At 59.6% G+C, this 24,255-nt stretch carries 23 protein-coding genes; 6 read left to right on the forward strand and 17 right to left on the reverse strand.

Annotated features, from left to right (window positions below):
- Positions 1-2: 2 nt before the first annotated feature.
- Entirely contained in the window at positions 3-857 is an 855-nt protein-coding gene (locus tag Q0O99_RS13665) for a hypothetical protein (protein ID WP_293752460.1), read from the reverse strand.
- Between the two features lie 117 nt (positions 858-974).
- Between Q0O99_RS13665 and Q0O99_RS13670 the strand changes: the two genes are divergently transcribed.
- On the forward strand, positions 975-1,910 hold the full coding sequence (locus Q0O99_RS13670; RefSeq protein ID WP_293752462.1) for a LysR family transcriptional regulator: 936 nt from the start codon (positions 975-977) through the stop codon (positions 1,908-1,910).
- A 347-nt stretch (positions 1,911-2,257) separates the two neighbouring features.
- Here the strand turns inward: Q0O99_RS13670 and Q0O99_RS13675 are convergent, their stop codons facing one another.
- From Q0O99_RS13675 to Q0O99_RS13750, 16 genes are all read right to left on the reverse strand, one after another.
- Entirely contained in the window at positions 2,258-2,959 is a 702-nt protein-coding gene (locus Q0O99_RS13675) for a hypothetical protein (protein WP_293752464.1), read from the reverse strand.
- A 314-nt stretch (positions 2,960-3,273) separates the two neighbouring features.
- Positions 3,274-4,176, reverse strand: coding sequence for an SDR family oxidoreductase (locus tag Q0O99_RS13680; RefSeq protein WP_293752466.1), 903 nt, complete (start codon positions 4,174-4,176; stop codon positions 3,274-3,276).
- On the reverse strand, positions 4,173-5,108 hold the full coding sequence (locus Q0O99_RS13685; protein ID WP_293752468.1) for a glutathione S-transferase family protein: 936 nt from the start codon (positions 5,106-5,108) through the stop codon (positions 4,173-4,175). The genes Q0O99_RS13680 and Q0O99_RS13685 overlap by 4 nt, the downstream gene beginning before the upstream one ends.
- A 10-nt stretch (positions 5,109-5,118) precedes the next feature.
- Positions 5,119-6,135: an NADP-dependent oxidoreductase gene (locus tag Q0O99_RS13690; RefSeq protein WP_293752470.1), complete on the reverse strand. Its 1,017-nt coding sequence runs from the start codon at positions 6,133-6,135 to the stop codon at positions 5,119-5,121.
- A gap of 154 nt (positions 6,136-6,289) precedes the next feature.
- Positions 6,290-6,712: a PaaI family thioesterase gene (locus Q0O99_RS13695; RefSeq protein ID WP_293752472.1), complete on the reverse strand. Its 423-nt coding sequence runs from the start codon at positions 6,710-6,712 to the stop codon at positions 6,290-6,292.
- A 19-nt stretch (positions 6,713-6,731) separates the two neighbouring features.
- Entirely contained in the window at positions 6,732-7,523 is a 792-nt protein-coding gene (locus Q0O99_RS13700) for an SDR family oxidoreductase (RefSeq protein ID WP_293752474.1), read from the reverse strand.
- A 13-nt stretch (positions 7,524-7,536) separates the two neighbouring features.
- Positions 7,537-7,842: a Dabb family protein gene (locus Q0O99_RS13705; protein WP_293752476.1), complete on the reverse strand. Its 306-nt coding sequence runs from the start codon at positions 7,840-7,842 to the stop codon at positions 7,537-7,539.
- Positions 7,842-9,668: an acyl-CoA dehydrogenase gene (locus tag Q0O99_RS13710; protein WP_293752478.1), complete on the reverse strand. Its 1,827-nt coding sequence runs from the start codon at positions 9,666-9,668 to the stop codon at positions 7,842-7,844. Before Q0O99_RS13710 ends, Q0O99_RS13705 begins: the two co-directional genes overlap by 1 nt.
- 191 nt (positions 9,669-9,859) lie before the next feature.
- Entirely contained in the window at positions 9,860-11,035 is a 1,176-nt protein-coding gene (locus Q0O99_RS13715; protein ID WP_293752480.1) for an acetyl-CoA C-acyltransferase, read from the reverse strand.
- A gap of 102 nt (positions 11,036-11,137) precedes the next feature.
- On the reverse strand, positions 11,138-13,249 hold the full coding sequence (locus Q0O99_RS13720) for a 3-hydroxyacyl-CoA dehydrogenase NAD-binding domain-containing protein (protein ID WP_293752482.1): 2,112 nt from the start codon (positions 13,247-13,249) through the stop codon (positions 11,138-11,140).
- Between the two features lie 120 nt (positions 13,250-13,369).
- A complete protein-coding gene (locus Q0O99_RS13725) occupies positions 13,370-14,065 on the reverse strand; it encodes an ABC transporter ATP-binding protein (RefSeq protein ID WP_293752484.1) in 696 nt (231 codons plus the stop codon).
- Positions 14,065-14,835, reverse strand: coding sequence for an ABC transporter ATP-binding protein (locus Q0O99_RS13730; protein ID WP_293752486.1), 771 nt, complete (start codon positions 14,833-14,835; stop codon positions 14,065-14,067). The genes Q0O99_RS13725 and Q0O99_RS13730 overlap by 1 nt, the downstream gene beginning before the upstream one ends.
- Complete coding sequence (locus tag Q0O99_RS13735; RefSeq protein ID WP_293752488.1) at positions 14,832-16,124, reverse strand: branched-chain amino acid ABC transporter permease; 1,293 nt, start codon at positions 16,122-16,124, stop codon at positions 14,832-14,834. Before Q0O99_RS13735 ends, Q0O99_RS13730 begins: the two co-directional genes overlap by 4 nt.
- A 4-nt stretch (positions 16,125-16,128) precedes the next feature.
- Positions 16,129-17,163 (reverse strand): branched-chain amino acid ABC transporter permease, encoded by a 1,035-nt coding sequence (locus Q0O99_RS13740; RefSeq protein ID WP_293752490.1) that lies wholly within the window; start codon positions 17,161-17,163, stop codon positions 16,129-16,131.
- Positions 17,164-17,357: 194 nt separating this feature from the next.
- On the reverse strand, positions 17,358-18,590 hold the full coding sequence (locus tag Q0O99_RS13745) for a branched-chain amino acid ABC transporter substrate-binding protein (RefSeq protein WP_293752492.1): 1,233 nt from the start codon (positions 18,588-18,590) through the stop codon (positions 17,358-17,360).
- Positions 18,591-18,728: 138 nt separating this feature from the next.
- On the reverse strand, positions 18,729-20,357 hold the full coding sequence (locus Q0O99_RS13750) for a 3-(methylthio)propionyl-CoA ligase (RefSeq protein ID WP_293752494.1): 1,629 nt from the start codon (positions 20,355-20,357) through the stop codon (positions 18,729-18,731).
- 122 nt (positions 20,358-20,479) lie between these two features.
- On the opposite strand from Q0O99_RS13750, the gene Q0O99_RS13755 reads away from it, so the two are divergent.
- The 5 genes from Q0O99_RS13755 (at position 20,480) to Q0O99_RS13775 (ending at position 24,145) form a co-directional block, all read left to right on the forward strand.
- Positions 20,480-22,027, forward strand: a complete 1,548-nt coding sequence (locus tag Q0O99_RS13755) for a YdiU family protein (protein ID WP_293752496.1) — start codon at positions 20,480-20,482, stop codon at positions 22,025-22,027.
- Positions 22,024-22,431, forward strand: coding sequence for a peptide-methionine (R)-S-oxide reductase MsrB (msrB, locus tag Q0O99_RS13760; protein WP_293752498.1), 408 nt, complete (start codon positions 22,024-22,026; stop codon positions 22,429-22,431). Before Q0O99_RS13755 ends, msrB begins: the two co-directional genes overlap by 4 nt.
- A gap of 45 nt (positions 22,432-22,476) precedes the next feature.
- The gene (locus Q0O99_RS13765; protein WP_293752500.1) at positions 22,477-23,019 is read left to right on the forward strand and encodes a septation protein A; all 543 of its coding nucleotides are present in this window, start codon (positions 22,477-22,479) and stop codon (positions 23,017-23,019) included.
- Positions 23,016-23,288 carry a BolA family transcriptional regulator gene (locus Q0O99_RS13770; protein WP_293752502.1) on the forward strand — a complete coding sequence of 91 codons (273 nt, stop codon included), beginning with the start codon at positions 23,016-23,018 and terminating at the stop codon, positions 23,286-23,288. The genes Q0O99_RS13765 and Q0O99_RS13770 overlap by 4 nt, the downstream gene beginning before the upstream one ends.
- 83 nt (positions 23,289-23,371) lie before the next feature.
- The gene (locus tag Q0O99_RS13775) at positions 23,372-24,145 is read left to right on the forward strand and encodes a peptidylprolyl isomerase (protein WP_293752504.1); all 774 of its coding nucleotides are present in this window, start codon (positions 23,372-23,374) and stop codon (positions 24,143-24,145) included.
- Positions 24,146-24,255 lie beyond the last annotated feature (110 nt).

Below are 24,255 nucleotides of genomic sequence, written 5' to 3' on the forward strand. Positions count from 1 at the left end.
TCTTATTGCAGAGGTGGTAGGGCGACAGTAAGCGCGGTTTCGAGTGCGAGCCCGACCGGCACCATCTTCGGAATCGTTACGTCGACAAACACGCGAAGGCGCTTGCGCAACGCGGCATCGACTGTGGCGGGCGCGGGCACGGGCATCATGACCGGGTGCACGCGTGCGATGGTGCGTGAGGTGTCGACGGTGAAGGCCAGCGCACGCGCGATGTCACACCGCGAATCCAGTTGCACGAGTGCCGCCTCCACATTGCCGAGCAGTGCAGGCCAGATCGCGAGATGTCGGTAAAGGCTAGCGACGATGGCGGGTTCATCCGGTTCACCGAGGCGGTTGAGGCGGCGAACCGTTTCGCTGTCAACCGGGCTCATCGCTGCCCAGGACGGAATCGCGGGTAGCGGGATTGCGGGACGTGTTGCCGCGCCGGCACTGCTTAGGAGCGCCGTGCCGGGGACCGGTGATCGGGCGCCTTCGTCTATCAGGTGGCGGAACGCCATCAGGTTGCGGCTGTTGTTGAGGTTGTAGACGTTTGCGAGCCGTGCGGCGCCAGCGAGGTCGGACGAATGACCGGGCACGAATTCGAAGGCCCTTGGCCATGCTTCGAAGGCTTGCTGCACGCGCTCGCGCAGCAAGTAGGCCTGCGCATCGATCTCACCCGACTTGAAATGCGGTCCAAGGTTGGCCCAGGCCCATTCAAGCGCACCCGGCACCGTTGCGAGATGCCGATAGACCAAGTTGACTAGATCGACACCCAGCACTGCGCGAATGTCGCTATAGAGCGCGGCCACCGAACCGGTCGCCGCGCTTTCTGCGATCTCGGCCAGCCCCTGCGACTGGTGTTCGTGGTTACTGTGCATTCGCGCCTACTTTTTTGATGAAGAACACAGTCGGATGTTAGGATTCAAGCTTCCAGCTGAAAAGAATATATTAAAGACCTATTCAATCTGTAAAACAGATCGATCATCAGCGTACACATGGACCACCGTCAACTTCGCTACTTCGCCAAGGTCATCGAGGCCGGTAACCTCACGCGGGCCGCAGCCGCACTGCATATCGCGCAGTCGGCCGTCAGCATGCACATGCGACATCTCGAGCAGGAGCTGGGCGTGGCCCTGCTGGTGCGCAGCCGCGCGGGCGTAAAGCCCACGGCCCAAGGCCAGTTGCTGTACGAGCATGCGCGAACCATCTTGCGGCAGTTTGAACAGGCGCGGCAGGAAGTGGTGTCACTGGGCAAGGAGCCGCACGGCGAAGTGGCCCTGGGCATCCCCGCCACCGTGGCGCCCGTGCTCGTGCGGCCGCTGCTCGAACATCTGCACCGGCGCGCGCCCAAGGTGACGCCGCACATCGTCGAGGCCATGAGCGGCTACCTGCTCGAATGGCTGCACAGCGGCCGATTGGATGCCGCCATCCTGTTCGACTCGCAGCAGCTCTCGGGCCTGCGCCGTACGGTATTGGGCGTAGAGAACATGTACCTCGTCGGCCCGCCAGACGCCTTTGCCGAAGGTCAGGTGGTGACGATGGCAGAGCTAACGCGCTACCCGCTCATCATTCCGGGTCGCATGCACGGCATGAACCTGCTGATCCGCCGAGCCGCGAGCCAGGCTGGTGTTACGCTGCATATCCGCGTGGAAGTGGATTCAGTTGCGGAGATGGTGAGCCTCGTCAAGGGGGGCTACGGCTATACCGTGCTTGCGCGCATGGGCTTTCACCGTGAACTGGAAGAAAGCAAGGTGAGCGTCGCACACATCGAAAGCCCGCAGATCGAACGCACGCTCATTAGCGCGACGGTCGAGTCACGACCGCTGACACAGGGCACGGTGTTGTTGATAGAGGGGGTGGAGACGATCTTGCGTGCTTTCACAAGTGGGCAGCGGTGGACTCATGGTGGGGACGGGTCTGACGCCCATTAAGCTTCCGTTTAGTAGCTCCCGGCGTGCCGCATCTTGAAAGACATAGGATTCCAAGCTGGCCATTTGGTCGCTGCCTCCGGCTGCACAAATTAGCTTTCATCCCCTCTAACTTCGCCTAGCGAATAGTCCTAGATCCAGGGATCCGCCCAAGCTGTAACCCTCAGACGAATTTAGGTTCTTGCCCGCCCGTTACGCCGACAGGCGACCGAACAACGTGACACTGGTCACGCTCGTGGCCTTGCCTATCATTTCCATGGTGATCACCTTCTTGCGCTCCTGCTGAAATATTCAGCAGAGCAGTTGAACACCCTGGTCAATTTTGAGTCGGCACTCCTAGGTTTAGATGGTCAGTTTTCGGTCGGCGTCAACACGTAATGGTGCAACAGCGAAAAAGGCACTTGGGCCGCCCGTTCTTCACAAAACTTTTTGTAGAAAGACTTCTGTTTACCCGCAGAGACTGGGTTCTGTGCACGGGTAAAAGAAATGTCTATTTCGCGCCCTTCCCGATGCCCCGCGTGGGGGGCTTTCCAGTCTGCTCGGATGTCGTAGCGACCGCCCCACGGCAGGCTTGCATCGTTCAAGGCCACAGTGCCCCAGCCATATTCCGAAAAAGCATCTATTAAAGTACGCAGATTCTTTCGGGAAAAATCAGTCAAATAATATTGATTGCGGTGATATCGGCCATTTCCCGCGTGTGTGTGGTCCACACTGGTCAAAGCATACACATACGAGCCATCTTGTTTTCGGGGAGAAATTGGCGAAATGGGCAACAGACCCGGCACTTTGACATCGATATTGGCACTGACCGTCGGGTTGGCACAAACGCCGCAGTTGGCCGTGATCGTGTGCGTGCCCGCCACATCTGGCGCTTTAACCCGAATTTGAATGTCGCCATTGGCATCGGTGAAACCGCTGTAACTGCTGAGTGTCCCCAATGGGCGCTGGTTGTCATGGTGTTCGTGCTGACCAGAATGGGCTAAGACATTGATGGCGAATGTAATAGGTACACCTGCAAGGGGTGCACCTGCCTTCTTGACGTTTGCAAGCAAGGGGGCATCTGTATAGCCAGATAAACCTAGGGGTTTCATACATGACCAGTACACCCCAGCCGATGCTCGGTTTCATGTGTTCCCTCTCTTTCACACCATGCTGCGCGACTGTGCAAAGTGAAAGCGATCAATTCAGACTGTTGATCAAGCTTTTCATCCAGACTGGAACATTTGCTCTGGTGCTCCATATTGGACGATGTTCACGGTGTCAATTTCTCATATCCAGAAAAAAAGTTAAAGAGAAAAAATCAAATTAATACCAAGGAATACACTTGATCCAAGGATGTCAAGTCCGGGTAGAGGGCACGCTTCGACTACTGATGCAAGGCCCGGCGCAGTCCTTCGCCCAATTCAGGCTTGGCGGCAAACGGGTCGGGCGGGTTGTGGCCCATCACGATAGCTTCCATGCGGCTTTGCACGTTGCCCAGCGCTTGCGGGTGGCTGTAGATGTAGAACTGGTCAGCCGCCACCGCATCGAACACTTTTTGCGCCACGTCGGCGGCCGAGACTTTGCCGCTTCCAACCGCTTTGTCGCTTTGCGCTTGGCCGATGAGTTGGCTGGCGGTAGGTTGTTCGGCAGGCAGGTCGGCTGGGCGGTTGCGGTGGCTTTGGCTGATGCCCGTGGGCACAAAATAAGGGCACAGCACGCTGGCGCTGACCTGATCAGACACCAGCTGCAAGTCTTGGTAGAGCGTTTCGGTCAAAGCCACCACGGCGTGTTTGCTCACGTTGTAGATGCCCATGTTGGGTGGCGTGAGCAAGCCGGCCATGCTGGCGGTGTTGACGATGTGGCCCCGGTAAGCCGGGTCGGCTTTGGCGGCTTCGAGCATCATTGGCGTGAACAGGCGCACGCCGTGCACCACGCCCCAGAGGTTGACGCCCAGCACCCATTCCCAATCGGCGACTGAGTTTTCCCAAACCAGGCCCCCGGCCCCCACGCCTGCGTTGTTGAAGACGAAGTGCGGTGCGCCAAAGCGCGCTTTGACGTCAGCGGCAAGTTGTTCCATGGCCTGCGCGTTCGACACATCCACCTTGCAGGCCAACACCTGAGCGCCTTGGGCGATCATTTCGGCAGCGGCTTTGTCCAGCGCGTCTTGCTGCACGTCCACCAGCACCAGGTTCATGCCCAGTTGGGCGCCAATGCGGGCGCATTCCAGACCAAAGCCTGAACCGCCACCCGTCAATACCGCAGTTTTGCCTTTGAAGTTGTCGATCATGCAGATGCCTTTTTGAGTGTGAACCCGACACGCGGGAAGTGAACATGCACCGTGCCCGCACGCTCATCGCTGCGGCGCAGGGTGAAACGGGTGCGTGTGGCTGCGACCAGCTCACCTTCGGTGGGCTCCAGGCCAAAGTGGTCGGCCGCGATCACCACGCGGTTGCCCAAGGCGATGGCGTGCTCGTCTTGAAACGTGTCGCTTTGCAGCGCGGTGGGTGTTGCACTGCGGGCCAACGCCAAGGCTTCGTCGGCACTGCATTTGCCAGGTGTGCCATGACCGATGGCTTTCATGCGGGTCATCCAGCTTTTGACTTCGGGCGTTGCATCCAAAATGCCCGCCAAGGCTGGCGTGCGGTCTTGCGTGAACCACAGCGGGTGGTAAACCGCAAAGTCGGCCACACCAGGCTGTGCGCCAAACAAAAAGTCTTGCCCGTGCAGCATGCTGGCGATCCGGCGCAAGTAGCTTTTGTAAGTGCCAGTAGCGTCTGAGGACGCCATGCGGGCCGCGCCACCGCGCATGGCCGTGCGATCGGCCACAAAGGCCTGCACGCCCTCGGCGGGCGCGCCTGCAAAGACCTGCGCCACACCCGCAGGCTGGAAGTTGTAGGCCATGGACGCCGTGAACAAGGCACTGTCGGCCCACTGCGCCACGATGCGTGCTGCACCTTTGACGGCATCAGGATAAATGGTGGGCGCGGGGGCCAAGTGCTCCAGCACATCGCAGATCAGTGCGGTGTCACAGTAAATGTCCGCACCGATCTGCAGAACCGGCGTTTTGCGGTAGCCCCCGGTGAGCGCCGTCAGATCGGGCTTGGGCATGATCATGGGAATGAACACGCTCTTCCAGGCCAGTTGTTTGTAGCCCAGGATCAGCCGGATCTTCTCGGCAAACGGCGAAGTCGGGTAATGGTGCAGGATCAGATCGGACATGGTGCAGGCCTCAGACCAGCTTGACCAATTGTTTGCCGAAGTTCTTGCCTTTGAGCAGGCCGAGAAATGCCTCGGGCGCCGCGGCCAGCCCTTGGGCCACCGATTCGCGGGGGCGCAGCTTGCCGGTACCGATCAGGGTGCCGAGTTCTTGCAGCGCTTCGGGCCAGATTTCCATGTGCTCGCTGACGATGAAGCCTTCGATCTTCATGCGGTTGATCAGGATCAACGCTGGGGTGGTCATGGGCAGCGGCGCGCCGTCATAGCCCGCGATCATGCCGCACACCGCGATGCGGGCAAACGCATTGGTGCGCAGCATCACCGCATCCAGCACCATGCCGCCGACGTTTTCAAAGTGGCCGTCGATGCCGTTCGGACAGGCTTCGCGCAGCGCCTTGGACAGCGAGATGTAGTCCTTGTGCTCCTTGTAGTCGATGCAGGCGTCAAAGCCCAGCTCATTGACCACGTAGTCGCACTTGTCCTTGCCACCGGCAATGCCGACCACACGGCAGCCGCGTGCCTTGGCTAAAGCACCGTAAGCACTGCCCACCGCGCCGCTGGCCGCGCTGACGGTGACGGTCTCACCCGCTTTGGGCGCGATGATCTTGCACAGGCCATACCAAGCGGTCACACCGGGCATGCCCACCGCGCCCAGGTAGTGCGACAGCGGCACATGGGTGGTGTCGACCTTGCGCAAAGCACCGATCACGTTGCCATCAACCACGCTGTATTCCTGCCAGCCGCCCATGCCCACCACCGGGTCACCTGCTTTGAACTTGGGGTGCTGGCTCTCTACCACTTCGCCCACGGTGCCACCGATCATGACTTGCCCCAGAGGCTGGGGCACCGCGTAGCTCTTGCTTTCGTTCATGCGGCCACGCATGTAAGGGTCCAGGCTCATGAAGTGGTGCTTGACCAGCACTTGACCGTCTTGCAATGCCGGAATGTTGGTTTCAATCAGTTTGAAGTTGGCCACAGTGGCTTCGCCCTGGGGGCGGTTGTCGAGCACGATTTGGTGGTTGATGGGCATGGTGTTTTCCTGGTTGATCAATGGTGAAATGGTCTTACATCACGGTCAGAGACCGCTGCTACAAAAATGGGGTATCGCGATCGAAAACCGCGCTTGCCAAACAACCCGTAGGAGCGGTCTCCGACCGCGAAAGCGTAAAAAAAGGGCATAGGGCTCAGTCGGTGGCGGGTTCTTGCGCCAAGCGCGGAGCCACGTATTTGAAGGTGCCGGTCGCCGTGGCGCACAACTGGCCTGTGCCGTCGAAGATGCGGCCCTCGGCGAAGGCCATGCTGCGGGTGCGGTGCTGCAGATGTCCTTTGCCCACCAGCGATTCGCCAGTTGGCACTTTGGCGGGGCGCATGAAGCTGGTTTTCATCTCGATGGTGACCACGCCCATCTCGGGGTCCACACTGCGTGCTGCAGTGGCCATGATCACATCCAGAAAAGTCATGACCGCACCACCGTGGGTGACGTCAAATGAATTGAGGTGTTCGGGGCGCGGCGCGAAATGCAGCTCGGACTCTCCGCCTTCGAACTTTTCCAAGGTGAAGCCCAGGTGCTCCACGAACGGAATGTGGGAGCCAAAAGGGATGCTCATGTCCAGACTCAAGTGGCGCTCAGCCGCCAATGATGGCGCTCACGCCACCGTCCACCGCCAGCCATTGGCCGGTGATGTGCTTGCCAGCCTCCGAGGCGAACAAGACCGCCAAGCCCTTAAGGTCCTCGTCATCGCCCAAACGGCGCAGGGGCGCGGCTTGCGCCATCTTGTCGGCCCCGATGGTGTCCAGCAGGCCTTGGCTCATCCTGCTGGGGAAAAAACCAGGGCAAATGGCGTTGACAGTGATGCCGTGCTCGCCCCACTCTCCCGCCAATGCGCGGGTGAAGTTGATGACGGCACCCTTGGAGGTGTTGTAGGCGATGGTTTTCATCGCGGCCGGGTTGCCGGCCAGACCGGCGATGGACGCCACATTCAAAATGCGGCCCTTTCCTCGCGGGATGAAGCTTTGTTTAGCCACTTCTTGCGACAACAGAAAATAGCCGCGCACGTTCAGGTTCATGACCTTGTCCCAAGCGGCCACGGGGTGGTCTTCGGCGGGGGCACCCCAGGTGGCGCCAGCGTTGTTGACCAGGATGTCGATGGGCCCCATGCGTGCCATGGTTTCAGTGGCCAAAAGGCGGATGTCTTCTTCTTTGCCGCAATCGGCAGCGATCCAGCGGGCATCAATACCGGCAGCTTGCAGCTCGGCTGCGGCTTCTTCCAGGTCGGCCGCCTTGCGCGAGCTGAGCATGATCTTGGCCCCGGCTTCGCCCAGGGCGTGGGCCATTTGCAAGCCCAGGCCGCGCGAGCCACCGGTGACCAGGGCCACCTGTCCAGTCAGATCAAAAAGTTGTTGAACAGTGCGTGCCATGCCGGAGCTCCTTTTATTCGACGATGAAATCCATGCAGCGGCGCTCGTGCAAGAGCGCTTTCATGAAAGGCTTGATGGCCAGATGATCGGGGTGATTCTGGTAAGCCGCTAGCACCTGCGCGTCATCCAGCAGCATGTGCAGCACCAAATCATTCGTGCAGTCCATGCCGGGTGAGGCCGTGGCTACTTCAAAAGCGCGGATGCCGGGCACGACCTGCGCACACGACAGCAACAGGGATTTGGCTTTTTCGAGATTGGCAGCCTTGTCGGCCCCTTCCGCCTGCGCGTGCAGGTTCCACATCACGATGTGCCGGATCATCAAAAGGCCTCCTCGGGCAAGTCGGCGCAAGTCGGGTCCCGGCTGGACACCACATTGAGCCAAGCGCCGATCTTGGGCAATTCGTAGCGAAAGAAATAACGGCAGGCGGCGCGGCGGCCCTGCGCGGCAGGGGTCTCGTTGCCCTCCAAGCTGGACGCGACATCGAGCCAGATCCAGGCGATCACGGTGTGGCCAAAGGCTTGCAAATACGGCACGGCATTGGCCAGGGCCTGGGCGGGTTCGGCACCATCCCAAGCTTGCTGGGTGGCTTGGCCGACTTGCTTCAGGGCAGCGCCCAAGGCCGCAGCTTCAGGCCCCCAGCTGCCTTCAGCCCTGGCTGCCGTGGCCAGCATGCGTTCGGCCAGCAGTTGCAAGCCACGTCCGTTTTCCATCAGCACCTTGCGGCCGAGCAAGTCCATGGCCTGAATGCCATGCGTGCCTTCGTGGATCATGTTCAAGCGGTTGTCGCGCCAGTACTGCTCCACCGGAAAGTCGCGCGTGTAACCGTAGCCGCCGTGAATCTGGATGGCCAAGCTGTTGGCTTCCAGGCACCACTCGCTGGGGAAACTTTTAACGATGGGCGTGAGCACTTCGAGCAGCAAGCGCGCCTCATCGGCGTCTTCAGGCGCACCGGTGTGCAGTTCATCCACCAAGCGGGCGCAGTACAAGGCCAGGGCCAAAGCGCCCTCGCTGTAGGCCTTTTGCGCCAGCAGCATGCGCTTGATGTCGGCGTGTTCGATGATGCGAACCTGCGGGCGGCTGGCGTCTTTGCCCCCTGCCCCGCTGGGTCGGCCTTGCGGCCGGTTTTTGGCGTAGTCGAGGCTGGCGTAGTAACCCGCCATGCCCAGCATGGTGGCGGCCATGCCCACGCCGATGCGGGCTTCGTTCATCATGTGGAACATGCAGCGCAGGCCCTCCCCGGGTTTGCCAACGAGGTAGCCCACGGCACCGCTTGCGGCGCCGGACCCGCCACGCACGGGGTACTTGCCCTCACCAAAATTCAGCAGTGTGTTGGTCGTGCCGCGCCAGCCGCATTTGTGGTTCAGGCCCGCAAGGGCCACGTCGTTGCGCTCGCCGGTGAGTTGGCCCTGTGTGTCAAGCAATTTTTTGGGCACGATGAACAACGAGATGCCTTTGACGCCCGGCACCAATTGGCCATCGGCACCGGGGATCTTGGCCAGCACCAAGTGGATGATGTTTTCACTCAACTCGTGTTCGCCTGACGAAATCCACATCTTGTTGCCCTTGAGGCGGTAGCGTGGCCCCAATGGGTCAGCTTCAAAGCCTTCACCATCGGGTGTGGCACGGGTCGTCACATCGCTCAGCGACGAACCGGCTTGCGGTTCGCTCAGGCACATGGTGCCCGAAAAGCGCCCATTGAATTCGTTAGCGGCAAACACCTGCTTTTGCAAATCGGTACCATGCACCATCAGCAAATTGGCGTTGCCACTGGTCAGCATGCCCGAACCGATGCTGACCGAGGCCATCGCAAAAAAAGCATTGGCTGCAGCCTCCACCGTATAAGGCAGTTGCATGCCTCCAATCTCGTAGTCTTGCGCAGCGCTCAGCATGCCCGATTCGGCATAGGCCTTGTACGCATCGTGCGTAGCCTGCGGCAAGATGACTTTTTCGCCGTCAAAGTGCGGCTCTTGCGTGTCCACCAGGCGGTTGAACGGGGCGTATTTCTCCCGCGCAATGCGCTCGCAGGTATCGAGCACGGCGTCAAAGGTTTCGCGTGAATGGTCGGCAAAGCGCTCGCGGCTTTGCAGGCTTTCGACCTTCAACCAGTCGTGCAGCAAGAAATCAACGGTGGGGCGAAGTGACATGGCAAATGGGTGGTTGAGGGTTTAGGTTCTTCCAGTTATGGGAAGTGGGTTGTGGGTTGAGCTTTGAGCGTTCAGCGTTCAGCGTGAATACAAAGACTCACGCACAACACTCAACGCAGCACGCTCAACGCTCAACGCTTAACGCAGCACGCTCAACGCTCAACGCTCAACGCAGCACGCTCAACGCCAAATCACAGCACTTCAAAAATGCCACACGCGCCCATACCGCCGCCAATGCACATGGTCACGGCCACACGCTTGGCACCACGGCGTTTCCCTTCGATCAGTGCGTGGCCCGTCAGGCGTTGGCCCGACACACCGTAGGGGTGACCCACCGCGATCGCGCCGCCGTTCACGTTCAAACGGTCGGCTGGGATGCCCAGCTTGTCGCGGCAGTACAGCACCTGCACGGCAAACGCTTCGTTGAGCTCCCACAGGTCAATGTCTTGCACGGTCAGACCCAAACGCGCCAGCGCCTTGGGCACGGCATACACGGGGCCAATGCCCATCTCGTCAGGCTCGCAACCGGCCACAGCAAAGCCCAGGAAACGACCCAAGGGCTTGAGACCGCGTTGCTCGGCCAGTTTCTCGTCCATCAACACGCAAGCACCCGCGCCGTCCGAGAACTGGCTGGCGTTGCCCGCTGACACCAGCCCGCCAGGCAGCGCAGAGCGCAGGCCGCTGATGGCTTCTACGGTGGTGCCTTCGCGCAGGCCTTCGTCCACGCCCACAGTCACTTGCTTGGTGGTCATGCCCATGACCTTGTCGATCACGCCTTGCGTGACGGTGATGGGGGCGATTTCGTCGTTGAACAAACCGGCAGCTTGTGCAGCGCAGGCCTTTTGTTGGCTGGCCGCACCATAAGCGTCCATCACATCGCGACCGATTTTGTAGCGTTTGGCCACTTGCTCGGCGGTTTGCAGCATGTTCCAGTAGATCTCGGGCTTCATCTTGGCCAGGGCCAAGTCCTGCAGCATGTGGGTGTTCGCTTCTTGCTGTACGCAAGAAATGCTCTCCACACCGCCAGCCACATACACCTGGCCTTCACCCGCGATGATGCGCTGCGCCGCCAGCGCAATGGTTTGCAGGCCCGACGAGCAAAAGCGGTTCACGGTCATGCCAGAGACCGATATGGGCATGCCGGCCCTGAGGGCGATTTGGCGAGCGATGTTGGCACCCGTGGCCCCTTCAGGCGTGGCGCAGCCCATGATCACGTCTTCGACTTCGGCGGCATCAATGCCAGCGCGGGCCACGGCATGTTGTACCGCATGGCCGCCCAAAGTGGCGCCGTGGGTCATGTTGAATGCGCCCTTCCAGCTCTTGGCCAGAGGGGTGCGGGCGGTCGATACGATAACGGCGTTGGTCATTTTGAATCCTTGGTTTGGCTCGTTGAGCGTTGAGTGTTAAGCGGCGGTCAAGCAGTTAACTGGTCTTATGAAACTGGACAACGAACACTCAACTCTGAACGCTCAGTTGAATGTTTTGCCTTCGGCCGCCAAGCGCACCAACAAAGGTGCGGGTTGCCAGAATTGGGCGTCGTCGAGTGGGTTCTTGGCAAAGCGCTTCATGGCTTCGACCACGTTGAACAGCCCAATCGTGTCGGCGTAGTTCATCGGGCCACCGCGCCAGAACGGGAAGCCATAGCCGGTGATGTAGACCATGTCGATGTCGCTGGCCTTGCTGGCGATGCCTTCTTCCAAGATGTGGCAAGCCTCGTTGACCAATGAATACACCAAGCGCTGCACGATTTCTTCGTCGGAAATCTTGCGGGGCGTTAGCCCCAAAGCGGCGCGGTGTTTTTCGATCATCTCGACCACCACGGCGCTGGGAATCGCGTCACGTTTGCCGGCTTGGTAGTCGTACCAGCCTGCGCCCGTCTTTTGGCCGTAACGCCCCATTTCGCACAGCAAGTCAGCGGTTTTGCTGTATTTGAGGTTGGGTTTTTCGGTGTAACGGCGCTTGCGAATCGCCCAGCCGATGTCGTTGCCAGCCAAGTCGCCCATGCGGAAGGGGCCCATGGCAAAGCCGAATTTCTCAACCGCCTTGTCCACTTGGGCTGGGGTGCAGCCTTCTTCGATCAGGAAACCGGCTTGACGGCTGTACTGCTCAATCATGCGGTTGCCGATGAAGCCATCGCACACGCCCGAGACCACCGAGGTTTTCTTGATTTTCTTGCCAATGGCCATCACGGTGGCCAGCACGTCTTTGCCGGTCTGGGCGCCACGTACCACTTCGAGCAGCTTCATCACATTAGCCGGGCTGAAGAAGTGCATGCCGATCACGTCTTGAGGGCGTTGGGTGAAGCTGGCAATCTGGTTCACATCCAAGGTGGAGGTGTTCGAGGCCAAAATCGCACCAGGCTTCATCACTTCGTCGAGCTTCTTGAAGACAGCTTCTTTCACGCCCATCTCCTCAAACACGGCTTCGATCACCAGATCGGCTTGGCCAATGTCGTCGTAGCTGAGCGTGGTGCTCAGCAAGGCCATGCGCTGCTCGTATTTGTCTTGCTTGAGCTTGCCTTTTTTGACTTGGGCTTCGTAGTTCTTGCGGATGGTGGCCACGCCACGGTCCAGCGCGTCTTGCTTCATCTCCAGCATCTTGACCGGGATGCCCGCATTCAAGAAGTTCATCGAAATGCCACCGCCCATGGTGCCAGCACCGATGACGGCAATCGACTGGATGGCCCGCATGGGGGTGTCTGCCGGCACGTCCGGGATCTTGGACGCCGCACGGTCGGCCATGAAAATGTGACGCAGTGCGCGGCTTTCGGGAGTGAACATGAGGTTGGTGAAAATTTCACGCTCCAAAACCATGCCCTCTTCGAATTTCTTTTTGGTGGCCGCTTCGACGGCGTCCACGCACTTTTCAGGCGCAGGCAGGTTTTTCGCCATGCCTTTGACCATGTTGCGGGTGAACTGGAAGTACGCATCGCCTTGCGGGTGCTTGCAAGGCAGGTTTTTGACCAAGGGCATGGGCGAACCATCGGCGTGGGCTGCGGCCACTTTGCGGGCCATGGCCAAGGCTTCTTCTGGCAGGCTATCGGCCGATTGGGCCATCGCATCAAACAGCTTTTGGCCAGGCAGCATGGCCAGCATCTCGCTCATGATGGCCTCGCCGCTGACGATCATGTTCAGCGCCGCTTCGACACCGATCACGCGGGGCAAGCGCTGCGTGCCGCCCGCGCCGGGGATGAGACCCAGCTTGACTTCAGGCAAGGCAATGGAAGTGCCCGGCGCGGCAATGCGGTAGTGGCAACCCAAAGCCAACTCCAAGCCACCGCCCATGGCGACCGAGTGGATGGCCGCCACAACCGGCTTGGCCGAATTTTCGCAAGAGCGGATCACGCTCAGCAAATTGGGTTCCTGCGTCGCCTTGGGCGAGCCAAACTCACGGATGTCCGCACCGCCCGAAAAAGCTTTGCCGCCACCGGTGATGACGATGGCTTTGACGGCCGCGTCGTTGTTGGCTTTTTCCAGCCCGTCGGTGATGCCGACGCGGGTGGACAGACCCAAACCGTTGACGGGTGGATTCATCAGGGTGATGACCGCGACATCGCCATGCACTTTGTATTCAGCTGTCATGCTGGACTTCCTTTGCGTGATAAATTAAAAAAGAACGACCGTTCGTTTTTGAACATTGTAGACATAAAAAAACCCTGCACGGCAAAAAATTGTCGCACCAGAGACGGGGCTAAGTTTGGATCAAACCTCCAACCATTCCTTGCGAATGTAGGTGTTGGCCCGCAGCTCGTCGGGCGTGCCCATGAAGACAATGGCACCATGGCCCATGACCAAGGCGCGGTCCGAAATGCGCATGGCAATCGTCAGTTTCTGCTCGATCAGCAACACCGAGACCCCTTTGGCTTTGAGGCTGAAAAGAAATTGGCCGACAAGCTCGACAATTTTGGGCGCCAGCCCCTCGGTGGGTTCGTCGATGATGATGAGATCGGGGTCACCCATCAGGGTTCGGCACAGCGTGAGCATTTGCTGCTCACCGCCCGAAAGCACCCCGGCTTCGTTGTGTTCGCGTTCTTTGAGGCGCGGAAACATGGCGAACATGTCGTCAAACGACCAACGGCCGTTTTGCCCATTGCGTTTTTGGCCCAATTGCAGGTTTTGGCTCACCGTCAGCTTGGGGAAAATCTCGCGGTTCTCGGGCACATAACCTACCCCCAGGTGGGCGATCTCATAGGCTTTTTTGCCCTGAATGGGCTGGCCTTTCCAGTCGATGCGGCCTTCGCACTCGACCAGACCCATGATGGCCTTGGCGGTCGTGGATCGGCCTGAGCCGTTGCGCCCAAGCAAGGCCACGATCTCGCCCTGCCCCACCTCAAAATTGACGCCATGCAACACATGGCTTTTGCCGTAAAAGGCATGAAGGTTGTCGATTTTCAGCATCAGTGGACTCCTGCTTGGCTGTCTGCGACCGGAGAGCCCAAATAAGCCTCCTGCACTTTGGCATTGGCCCGCACCGCCTCAGGCGTGTCAAAGGCGATGACTTCGCCGTACACCACCACCGCGATCTTGTCGGCCAGGCCAAACACCACGCCCATGTCGTGCTCCACGGTGAGCAGGGTTTTGCCCACGGTGACGTCCTTGATGAGCTGAATGAAACGCGAGGTTTCGCTCTTGCTCATGCCGGCCGTGGGCTCGTCCAGCAAGATCACATCCGCGCCACCCGCGATGGTCACGCCGATTTCCAACGCCCGTTGCTCGGCATAGGTCAGGTTGACCGCCAGCACGTCGCGTTTTTTGTCCAGATGGATCATCTCCAGCAACTCGTCGGTGCGTTCGTTGGCGTCTTTCAGGCCCGACAGGAATTTCCAAAAGCTGTATTTGTAGCCCAGGCTCCAGAGCACCGCGCAGCGCAGATTTTCGAACACGCTGAGCTTGGGGAAGATGTTGGTGATCTGGAAGCTGCGCGACAGCCCCATGCGGTTGATTTCGTATGGCGTCTTGTTCTGGATGGTCTGACCAGCCAGCAAAATATCGCCACTAGAGGGGCCAAAGCGGCCACTGATCAGGTTGAACAGTGTCGACTTGCCCGCGCCGTTGGGGCCGATCACAGCCACACGCTCGCCTGCATGGACGGCCAGATTCACGCCACGGATGATTTCGGTCTTGCCGAAATTCTTGCGCACGTCCCGGAGTTCTAAGGCGTAACTCATAAGGCCGTTTCCCTTCGCTTGATTTCTTTTTCGATGTCGGTCTGGATCACGCCCCAGTCGCGGGCGAATTGTCGCCTGGCCAGCTCGAACAGACCCAGGCCCGTCAGCATGACAAACGCCGAGCCGAACCAGCTGTCCAGGCTCTTGGCATTGAGGGTGGCGCCCATGAACTTGACCGTGTCCCCCAGGGCCGAATTGAGCTGCAGGTGGTAGACCATCTCGATCATGGCTCCCGCCCCCGCCAGCATGACGGTGGCCGTGAGGCCCAGGCCCAGGTAACTGGTCCAGATCTGGCGCAATTTGCCAAACTTGGCCACCCGCAGGTTCATCATGATCAGGCTGGCAATGCCGCCGGGCGCGTACATGACCATGAACAAGAACACCAGGCCCAAGTACAGCAGCCAGGCTTTGGTCAGTTCGGACAACAGCACAAAAGCGATGATCATCAGCACCGCCCCGATGATGGGGCCAAAGAAGAAGGTCGCACCGCCCAAAAAGGTGAACAGCAAATAAGCGCCAGAGCGCCCTGCCCCGACCACCTCGGCCGTCACGATCTCGAAGTTGAGTGCACCCAAACCACCCGCGATGCCCGCAAAAAAGCCCGAGATGATGAACGCCATGTAGCGCACGCGCTGGGTGTTGTAGCCGATGAACTCGACCCGCTCGGGGTTGTCGCGCACCGCATTCAAAATGCGTCCCAGCGGCGTTTGCGTGAAGGCGTACATGAGCGCCACACAAACAAAGGTGTAGGCGGCAATCAGGTAATAAACCTGGATTTGCGGGCCGTAGGTGATGCCAAAGAAAGGCTGACCCGCCACCCGGTTGCCTGACACACCCGCCTCGCCCCCGAAAAACTCTGAAAACATAAGCGACATGGCGAACACCAACTCGGCCACGCCCAGTGTGATCATGGCGAAGGTGGTGCCCGATTTGCGGGTGGTGACCCAACCGAGCAAGATGGCAAAGCCCATGCCGGTCAAGCCGCCAACGATGGGCAGCAAACTGACCGGAATGTTCAATTGGCCGCCGCTCACCGAATTGAGCGCGTGGATGGCCATGTAAGAACCCAGTCCGGTGTAAACCGCATGGCCAAAACTGAGCATGCCGCCTTGGCCCAGCAGGATGTTGTAGGACAGGCAAGCGATGATGGCGATGCCCATTTGCGCCAGCATGGTGGTCGACAGGTTGCTGGTGAACACCAAAGGCGAGACCACCAGCACCAGCGCGAACAGGCTCCAGATGACCCAGCGGCCGACGTTGTAGGGTTTGAATTTGTAAACAGCAGCCATGTCTTCAAGTCTCGCGTGTACCCAACAGACCCTTGGGCCGGAAGATCAGAATCAGCACCAAAAACAGGTAGGGCAAGATGGGCGCCACCTGGGACAAGGTGAGTTTGGCAAAGGAGTTTTCTTGGGTGGCTGCCGACAAAGCCCAGCCCATGTCCTTGGCCAATGTGAGAAAAGAGTAGTCAATGGCCACAGCAAAGGTCTGGATCACACCAATCAGCACCGAGGCCAAAAACGCGCCAGACAAAGAGCCCATACCACCCACCACCACCACCACAAATATGACCGAGCCAACAGTGGCGGCCATGGCCGGCTCGGTCACAAACGTGCTGCCGCCAATCACACCCGCCAAACCGGCCAAACCTGTACCTGCACCAAACACCAGCATGAACACGCGGGGTACGTTGTGCCCCAGCGACTCGACCATTTCGGGGTGGGTCAATGCGGCCTGAATGACCAAACCAATGCGGGTGCGCGTGAGCAACAGCCACAAAGACACCAGCATGAGCAGCGCCACCAGCATCATGAAGCCCCGCGTGGCAGGAAACGGCGAGCACACCACACGGATGGTCGCATCGGCTGCACTGCACATGTCGGCAGGCGCGGCACCCCAGATGAGGCTCAAGCCATGGGTCGAGTGATTGATCAAGGTGAAAGCTGAACTGCGCAAAATTTCGGGCGGCGGAAAATCTACCGCTGTTCGGCCCCAAACCAACTGAACCAACTCCAGCACCACGTAGGACAAGCCAAAGGTGACGAGCAATTCAGGCACATGGCCAAAGGGGTGGACCTTGCGCAGCGTCAGGCGCTCGAACAAGGCACCACAGGCCCCAACGAGCAGCGGGGCAATGACCAGCGCAGGCCAAAAACCGACCCACTGCGAAAGGGTGTAGCCAAAATAGGCACCCACCATGTAGAAGCTGGCGTGCGCAAAGTTGAGCACACCCATCATGCTGAAGATCAGCGTCAGCCCGGAGCTGAGCATGAACAACAACAGCCCGTAACTGAGGCCGTTGAGCATGGAGATGATGAAAAACTCCATCACAAACCTTCCAGACCCTTGGGGTCTAAAGCATTACCGAAAGTGGAATTGCGCATGCAAATCCGGTCTCAATGGGGCCGAAAACCCATAAAAAAGCCCGATGAACCCTCAGGTGATCGGGCCTTGGCCCATCCGCCCAACCCTGAGCCACCCTTTCGGGTCGCTCAGAGATGGGCGGCGGCAGGCGTCGCGCCTCAACCAGGACGCTTCATCTGGCAGCTGGTGGGCGTGCTGGACACATACGATGGGAAATCTTTCACGGGCGCCAGCGTCATGCCGGTGTTTTCCGGGCTGTAGGGGAACTTTTTGTCCGCTTTTTGCCAGACGGTCATGTACAGAGGTTGCTGCAACTGATGGTCTGCTTTGCGGATTTCGACTTCGCCGTTGTGGGTCGAGAATTTCAGACCGGACAATGCCGCGGCCACTTTGACCGGATCGGTGGACTTGGCTTTGGCCATGGCATCACCCAGCGCCTGGTAAATCCTCACCACGGAGTGGGTGTAGAAGTCGTCGTTGAACTTTTGTTTGAATTCGGCGGACCATTTGTCCATTTGGCCGCCCATGTTGTAGTGGCCATAAGCGATCTGGTAAACGCGGCCAGCACCGCCTTGGCCCAAAGCGGTGGGCGTTCCCGTGACGCCGGTGTAATAAGTGTAGAACTTGCCATTAAAGCCACCTTCGTTGGCCGCCTTGACCAGCAGCGCCAGGTCAGAGCCCCAGTTGCCAGTGATCACAGTGTCGGCACCCGAAGCTTTGATCTTGGCGATGTAGGGCGAGAAGTCGCGCACCTGGGCCAGGGGATGCAGGTCTTCGCCCACGATCTTCACGGCCGGCATCTTGCGCGCAATGTTTTCCTTGGCAAACTTGACGACCTGATGGCCGTGCGAGTAGTTCTGGTTGAGCAGGTAAACGTTCTTGATGTCTTTCTGATCCTTCATGAAGGTGGTCATGGCCTCGATCTTCATGGAGGTGTCCGCGTCAAAGCGGAAATGCCAGTAGCTGCACTTGCTGTTGGTGAAGTCTGGGTCGACCGCAGAATGGTTCAGGAAGATGATTTCCTTTCCGGGGTTGCGCTCGTTGTGCTTGTTCACGGCCTCAATCAGGGCGCCCGCAACCGATGAGCCGTTGCCTTGGGTGATGTAGCGCACGCCTTGGTCCATGGCGGCCTTGAGCGCGTTCAAGCTTTCAGCGGGGCTGAGCTTGTTGTCGATGCCGATGACTTCGAACTTGACACCGGCTGGGTTGGTTTTGCTGAATTTTTCGGCAAAAAACTGGAAGCTCTTGAGCTGGTTGCTGCCCACGGGGGCCATCAGGCCAGACAAGGGGTCGATCCAAGCAATTTTGACGGTTTCGCCCTTTTGCGCATAGGCGCCCAAGGAGCAGGCAGCCAAGGCGGCTGCGGCGATCAAACGGGTGGTGGTTTTCATTCAAGGTCTCCTGCGTTGTGAATCTGAACACGTTTAGCGTAACCGCTGAAATCACGAATGGGCTCGGGGTTTGCACCTAAGGCATATCACCCAAGCGACTGCCCTGCACAACTTGTCTGAGCGCGGGCTTGCTGGGCATCAAAGTCCGGGCAAAACGTAGTCGGCCAATTGCTCGCGCAATTTGGTCTTGAGCATCTTGCCGGTGCCGCCCAAAGGAATGGCGTCGACAAAGACCACATCGTCCGGAATCTGCCACTTGGCGGTCTTGCCTTCGTAAAAAGCGATCAGCGCTTCACGCGTGACCTCGGCCCCGGGCTTCTTGACCACGCACACTATCGGGCGCTCATCCCATTTGGGGTGGCGCATGCCGATGCAGGCGGCCATGGCCACGGCCGGGTGGGCCATGGCGATGTTTTCCACATCGATCGAGCTGATCCATTCGCCGCCGGACTTGATCACGTCTTTGCTGCGGTCGGTGATTTGCATGAAGCCATCGGTGTCGATGGTGGCCACGTCACCCGTTGGGAACCAACCGTCCACCAAGGGGTTGCCGCCTTCTTGTTTGTAGTACGACTCAATGACCCAGGGACCTTTGACCAGCAGATCACCTGCGGCTTTGCCATCGTGCGGCAAGGCTTTGCCCTCGGCGTCCACGATCTTCATGTCAATGCCGAAGATGCAGCGGCCTTGCTTCATGCGCAGCTTCATTTGCTGTTCGGCTGGCAGGCTCAGGTGCTTGTTTTTCAGGGTGCAGACCGTGCCCAGCGGGCTGAGTTCGGTCATGCCCCAGGCGTGCAGCACATCCACGTTGTAGTTCTGACGGAAGGCGTCGATCATGGCGGGCGGGCAAGCCGAGCCGCCAATCACGGTGCGGCCAAGTGTGCTGAACTTCAGGCCTGCGGGTGCCATGTGGCCCAGCAGCATTTGCCACACGGTGGGCACGCCGGCCGCAAAGGTCACGCCCTCGGCCTCGATCAACTCGTAGACCGACTTGCCGTCCAGCGCAGGGCCAGGGAACACCAGTTTGGCCCCCGCCATGGCCGCGCTGTAGGGGATGCCCCAGGCGTTGACGTGGAACATGGGCACGACCGGCAAGATGGCATCGCGGGCAGAAATGCACATGGAGTCGGGCAAAGCAGCGGCGTAAGCGTGCAGCACGGTGGAGCGGTGGCTGTACAAAGCGCCCTTGGGGTTGCCGGTGGTGCCGCTGGTGTAGCACAAGCTGCAGGCGGTGTTTTCATCGAGCTGCGGCCAGGCGTAGGTGCTCGGCTGCTGGCCCATCCAGGCCTCGTAACTCACCAGGTTCGGGATGCCGGTGTCCGCAGGCAGCTTGCCTGCGTCGCACAAAGCCACATAGTGGGTGATGGTTTTGCAATGGCTGTGCAGCGCCTGCACCAAGGGCAAAAACGTCATGTCAAAGCACAACACCTGGTCTTCGGCGTGGTTGGCGATCCAGGCCATCTGCTCCGGATGCAGGCGCGGGTTGAGGGTGTGCAGCACGCGGCCCGAGCCGCTCACGCCAAAGTACAGTTCCAGGTGGCGGTAACCATTCCAGGCCAGCGTGGCGATGCGGGTGCCCTGAGGCAGATTTTGCGCATCCAGTGCGTTGGCCACTTGGCGCGAACGGCGGGCCACTTGGGCCCAATCACTGCGGTGGATGTCACCTTCGACGCGACGCGAAACGACCTCGCTGTCGCCATGGTGTTGTTCGGCAAATTCAATCAACGCAGAAATCAAAAGCGATTGCTGTTGCATCAGTCCCAGCATGGGGTGTCTCCTGTCAGGTGGGTGGTTCTCAATCGGTTCATTGTGCACCCGAGTTCCACGCCAGTCGGGCCTAAAACCCGCCAAACCGCGGGTGCTTGTCAAGGGCGTGACAATCCATCCCCATGTCATCTTCCCCTTTGGCCCCGCCCGTCAGTCATCCGCACGACTTGCCTGTGTTGCACTGGACGCACCGCCTGGCCCAACTGGGTCCCCGATTTTTCACCCCCTTGCAGCCCACACCCGTGGCCGCGCCGCGCTGGGCCGCGCGCAACGAGGCTTTGCGCGCCGAGTTGGGCTGGCCCAACGCGCTGTTTGACGACGATCACTTGCAAGCCTTTGCGGGCAATGCGCTGATGGTCGGCTCTCAGCCGCTGGCCACGGTTTACAGCGGGCACCAGTTTGGCCAATGGGCAGGCCAGCTGGGCGACGGCCGCGCCATCTGGCTGGGTGAAGCCCAATCGGCGCAAGGCCCACAAGAAATCCAACTCAAGGGCGCGGGCCGCACGCCCTATTCGCGTGGCGGCGATGGCAGGGCCGTGCTGCGCTCCAGCATCCGCGAGTATTTGTGCAGCGAAGCCATGCACGGTTTGGGTATCCCGACCACCCGGGCCCTGAGCTTGGTGGCTTCACCCGAGCCCGTGCGGCGCGAAACGGTGGAAACCGCCGCCGTGGTGGCCCGCGTGGCCCCCAGCTTTTTGCGTTTTGGGCACTTCGAGCATTTTTCGGCCCAAGGCGACACGGAAAGCCTGCGCGTTTTGGCCGACCACGCCATGACCCACCACCTGCCCGAATGCCGCGAGCGCGCTGCGCTGTGGCAGGGCAATCTGTATGCAGCCTTGCTGGACGTGGTGCAAGAACGCACGGCCAAACTGCTGGCGCAGTGGCAGGCGGTGGGTTTTTGCCACGGTGTCATGAACACCGACAACATGAGCCTCTTAGGCCTGACGATCGACTATGGCCCTTTCCAGTTCATGGACGGCTTTGATCCCGGTCACATTTGCAACCACTCGGACCACCAAGGTCGCTACGCCTATGGCCGCCAGCCGAATGTGGCTTACTGGAACCTTTACTGCCTGGCCCAGGCCCTGGCCTCTTTGATCGACGACCAGGAGATGACGCTGCAGGTGCTGGAGGGTTACAAGACCCTGTTCCCGCGCTGCCTGGGCGACGCCATGCGGGCCAAACTGGGACTGGTGGGCGAATTGGCCCACGAATCCGAGCGTGAAGCCGACTGGACTTTGGTCGAAGACGTGATGCAGCTCATGGCCGCAGAAAAAGTGGACTTCACGGTGTTCTGGCGACAACTGAGCCAAGCGGTGGTGCAGCAATCGACAGCTTCTGCTTTGACCGATGCGGGCTGGAGCGCCGTGACCGACTTGGTATTGGACCGCCCTCGCCTGCTGGCCTGGCTGGCGCGCTACACCGAGCGGGCAGGTCAAAGCCACTTCGCGGCCATGGGCCAGCAGATGCTGCGCACCAACCCCAAGTTTGTGCTGCGCAACCACCTGGCCGAAATGGCCATCCGCCAAGCCCAGGCGGGCGATTTTTCAGAAATTGAGACCTTGCACAACTTGTTAAAGTCCCCCTTTGACGAGCATCCAGGCTTTGCAGCCTATGCCGACCTGCCGCCCGACTGGGCGGGTCAACTGGAAATCAGCTGTTCATCATGACCAAAATTGAAAAATCCGCACAAGCGTGGCGCGAGCTGCTGGCCGCCAAAGACGCTGAGCCTGTGGCCTTTGCCGTCACACGCCAAGCCGCCACCGAGCGCCCCTTCACCGGCAAATACGAAGGCCACTGGTCCAAAGGCACTTACAGCTGCATCTGCTGCGATGCGCCCTTGTTCAGCTCCGACACCAAATTCGACGCTGGCTGCGGCTGGCCCAGCTTTTCGCGAGCGGCCAGCGACAACGCCATCGAAGAGCGTGTGGACGTCAGCCATGGCATGCGCCGGGTCGAAACCGTCTGCGCCCAGTGCGGCGCGCACTTGGGCCATGTGTTCGAGGACGGCCCCGCCCCCACGGGCTTGCGCTACTGCATGAACTCCGCTTCGTTAGACTTCAAGCCTTCCTGACCGCATTCGGCCGCGCCCTGTTGACGCGGCCCACTCACGCCCCACATGAAACTCATCCTCGACTTTTTCCCCATCCTGCTGTTTTTTGGCGCGTACAAGATGGCCGACATCTACACCGCCACGGCGGTGCTGATGGGTGCGACCGTGCTGCAAACGGCCATGATCTACAAGATGGACGGCAAACTGCAGACCATGCACAAGATCACGCTGGTGCTGGTGCTGGGCTTTGGTGCCTTGACGCTGGGCTTGCACGACGAGCGCTTCATCAAGTGGAAACCGACCTTGCTGTATTCGGGCCTGGCGATTGCCCTGGCCGTGGCGCACTGGTTTTTGAAGAAAAACTTTTTGCACATGCTGCTGGGCACGCAACTGCAACTGCCCCACGCCGTGTGGAACCGCCTGAACCTGTCGTGGATGCTGTATTGCCTGTTCATGGCCGCCATCAACGCCTATGTGGCCCACTACTTCAGCACCGAAGACTGGGTGAACTTCAAGCTCTGGGGTTATGCCTTCCCCTTGGTCTTCATCCTGGGACAGGGCTTGTACATCTCGCGCTATTTGCCCAAAGACGAGGACAAGCAGCCATGATCCAAGCCACTTTGCCCCTGAGCGAACAAATCCACGCCCGTTTGAGCGAACGCCTGCAACCCACCGCGCTGCGCGTGATCGACGAAAGCGCCCAACACGCGGGCCACATGGGGGCCAACGACAGCGGCGTGGGCACCCACATGCGGGTGTGCATTGCTTCGCCTTTGTTTGTCGGCATCGGCCGCGTGCAGCGCCATCGCCTTGTGTATGATGCGCTGCAAGATTTCATTGATCAGGGCTTACACGCCCTGGCCATCGAGCTGATCTGAAACCGGGCGGTCACCCTTTGGTGACAGCCCCTTTTTTTGAACCCTTGACCCACACCTGACACCCCGTCTCTTAGGAAAACACGATGAAAAAGCAACTGCTCAGCGCCGCTTTGGTGGCCTTGCTGGCGTCCCCCGTTCTGGCGCAAAACCTGGCTGTGGTCAACGGCAAACCTGTGCCGACTTCGCGCGTCAAAGCGCTGCAACAGCAAGTCGAGGCCTCAGGTCGCCCCGTCACCCCTGAAGTGCTGGACCAAATCAAGCAAGAGCTGATCGCCCGCGAAGTCTTCATGCAGGAAGCCCGCAAACGTGGCCTGGACGCCAGCGAGGACTACAAAACACAGCTGGAACTGGCCCGCCAGACCATCCTGATCCGCCAGCTGTTTGCCGACTTCCAGAAGAAAAACCCGGTGACTGACGCCGACATCAAGGCCGAATATGACAAGTTCGTCAAAGAAAACGGCGGCAAGGAATACCGCGCCCGCCACATCTTGGTGGAGACCGAAGCCGATGCCAAGGCCCTGATCGCCGACATCAAAAAAGGCGGCAACTTTGAAGAATTGGCCAAGAAAGCCTCCAAAGACCCAGGCTCTGGTGCCAACGGTGGCGACCTCGATTGGGCTGCTGCGGGCAGCTACGTGGCCGAATTTTCCGGTGCCATGGTCAAACTGGACAAAGGCCAGATGACCGATACGCCTGTGAAGACCCAGTTTGGCTTCCACATCATCCGCGTCGACGATGTGCGCGACGCCCAATTGCCCAAACTCGAAGAAGTCAGACCCCAGATTGCCCAGCAGTTGCAACAACAAAAGCTGAGCGCTTACCAAGAAGGTCTGCGCAGCAAAGCCAAGATCCAGTGATCGGGTCTTGGCTCACTTGAAAAACGCGACTTCGGTCGCGTTTTTTGCTTGGGCGGTGGTCGCAAGGAAAGTGCGTTGACACACCGAAGATGTCGGACCTGAAGGCACCG

Origin of the sequence: Limnohabitans sp. Rim8, assembly GCF_945901735.1 — a bacterium.
Lineage (GTDB): Bacteria > Pseudomonadota > Gammaproteobacteria > Burkholderiales > Burkholderiaceae_C > Limnohabitans_A.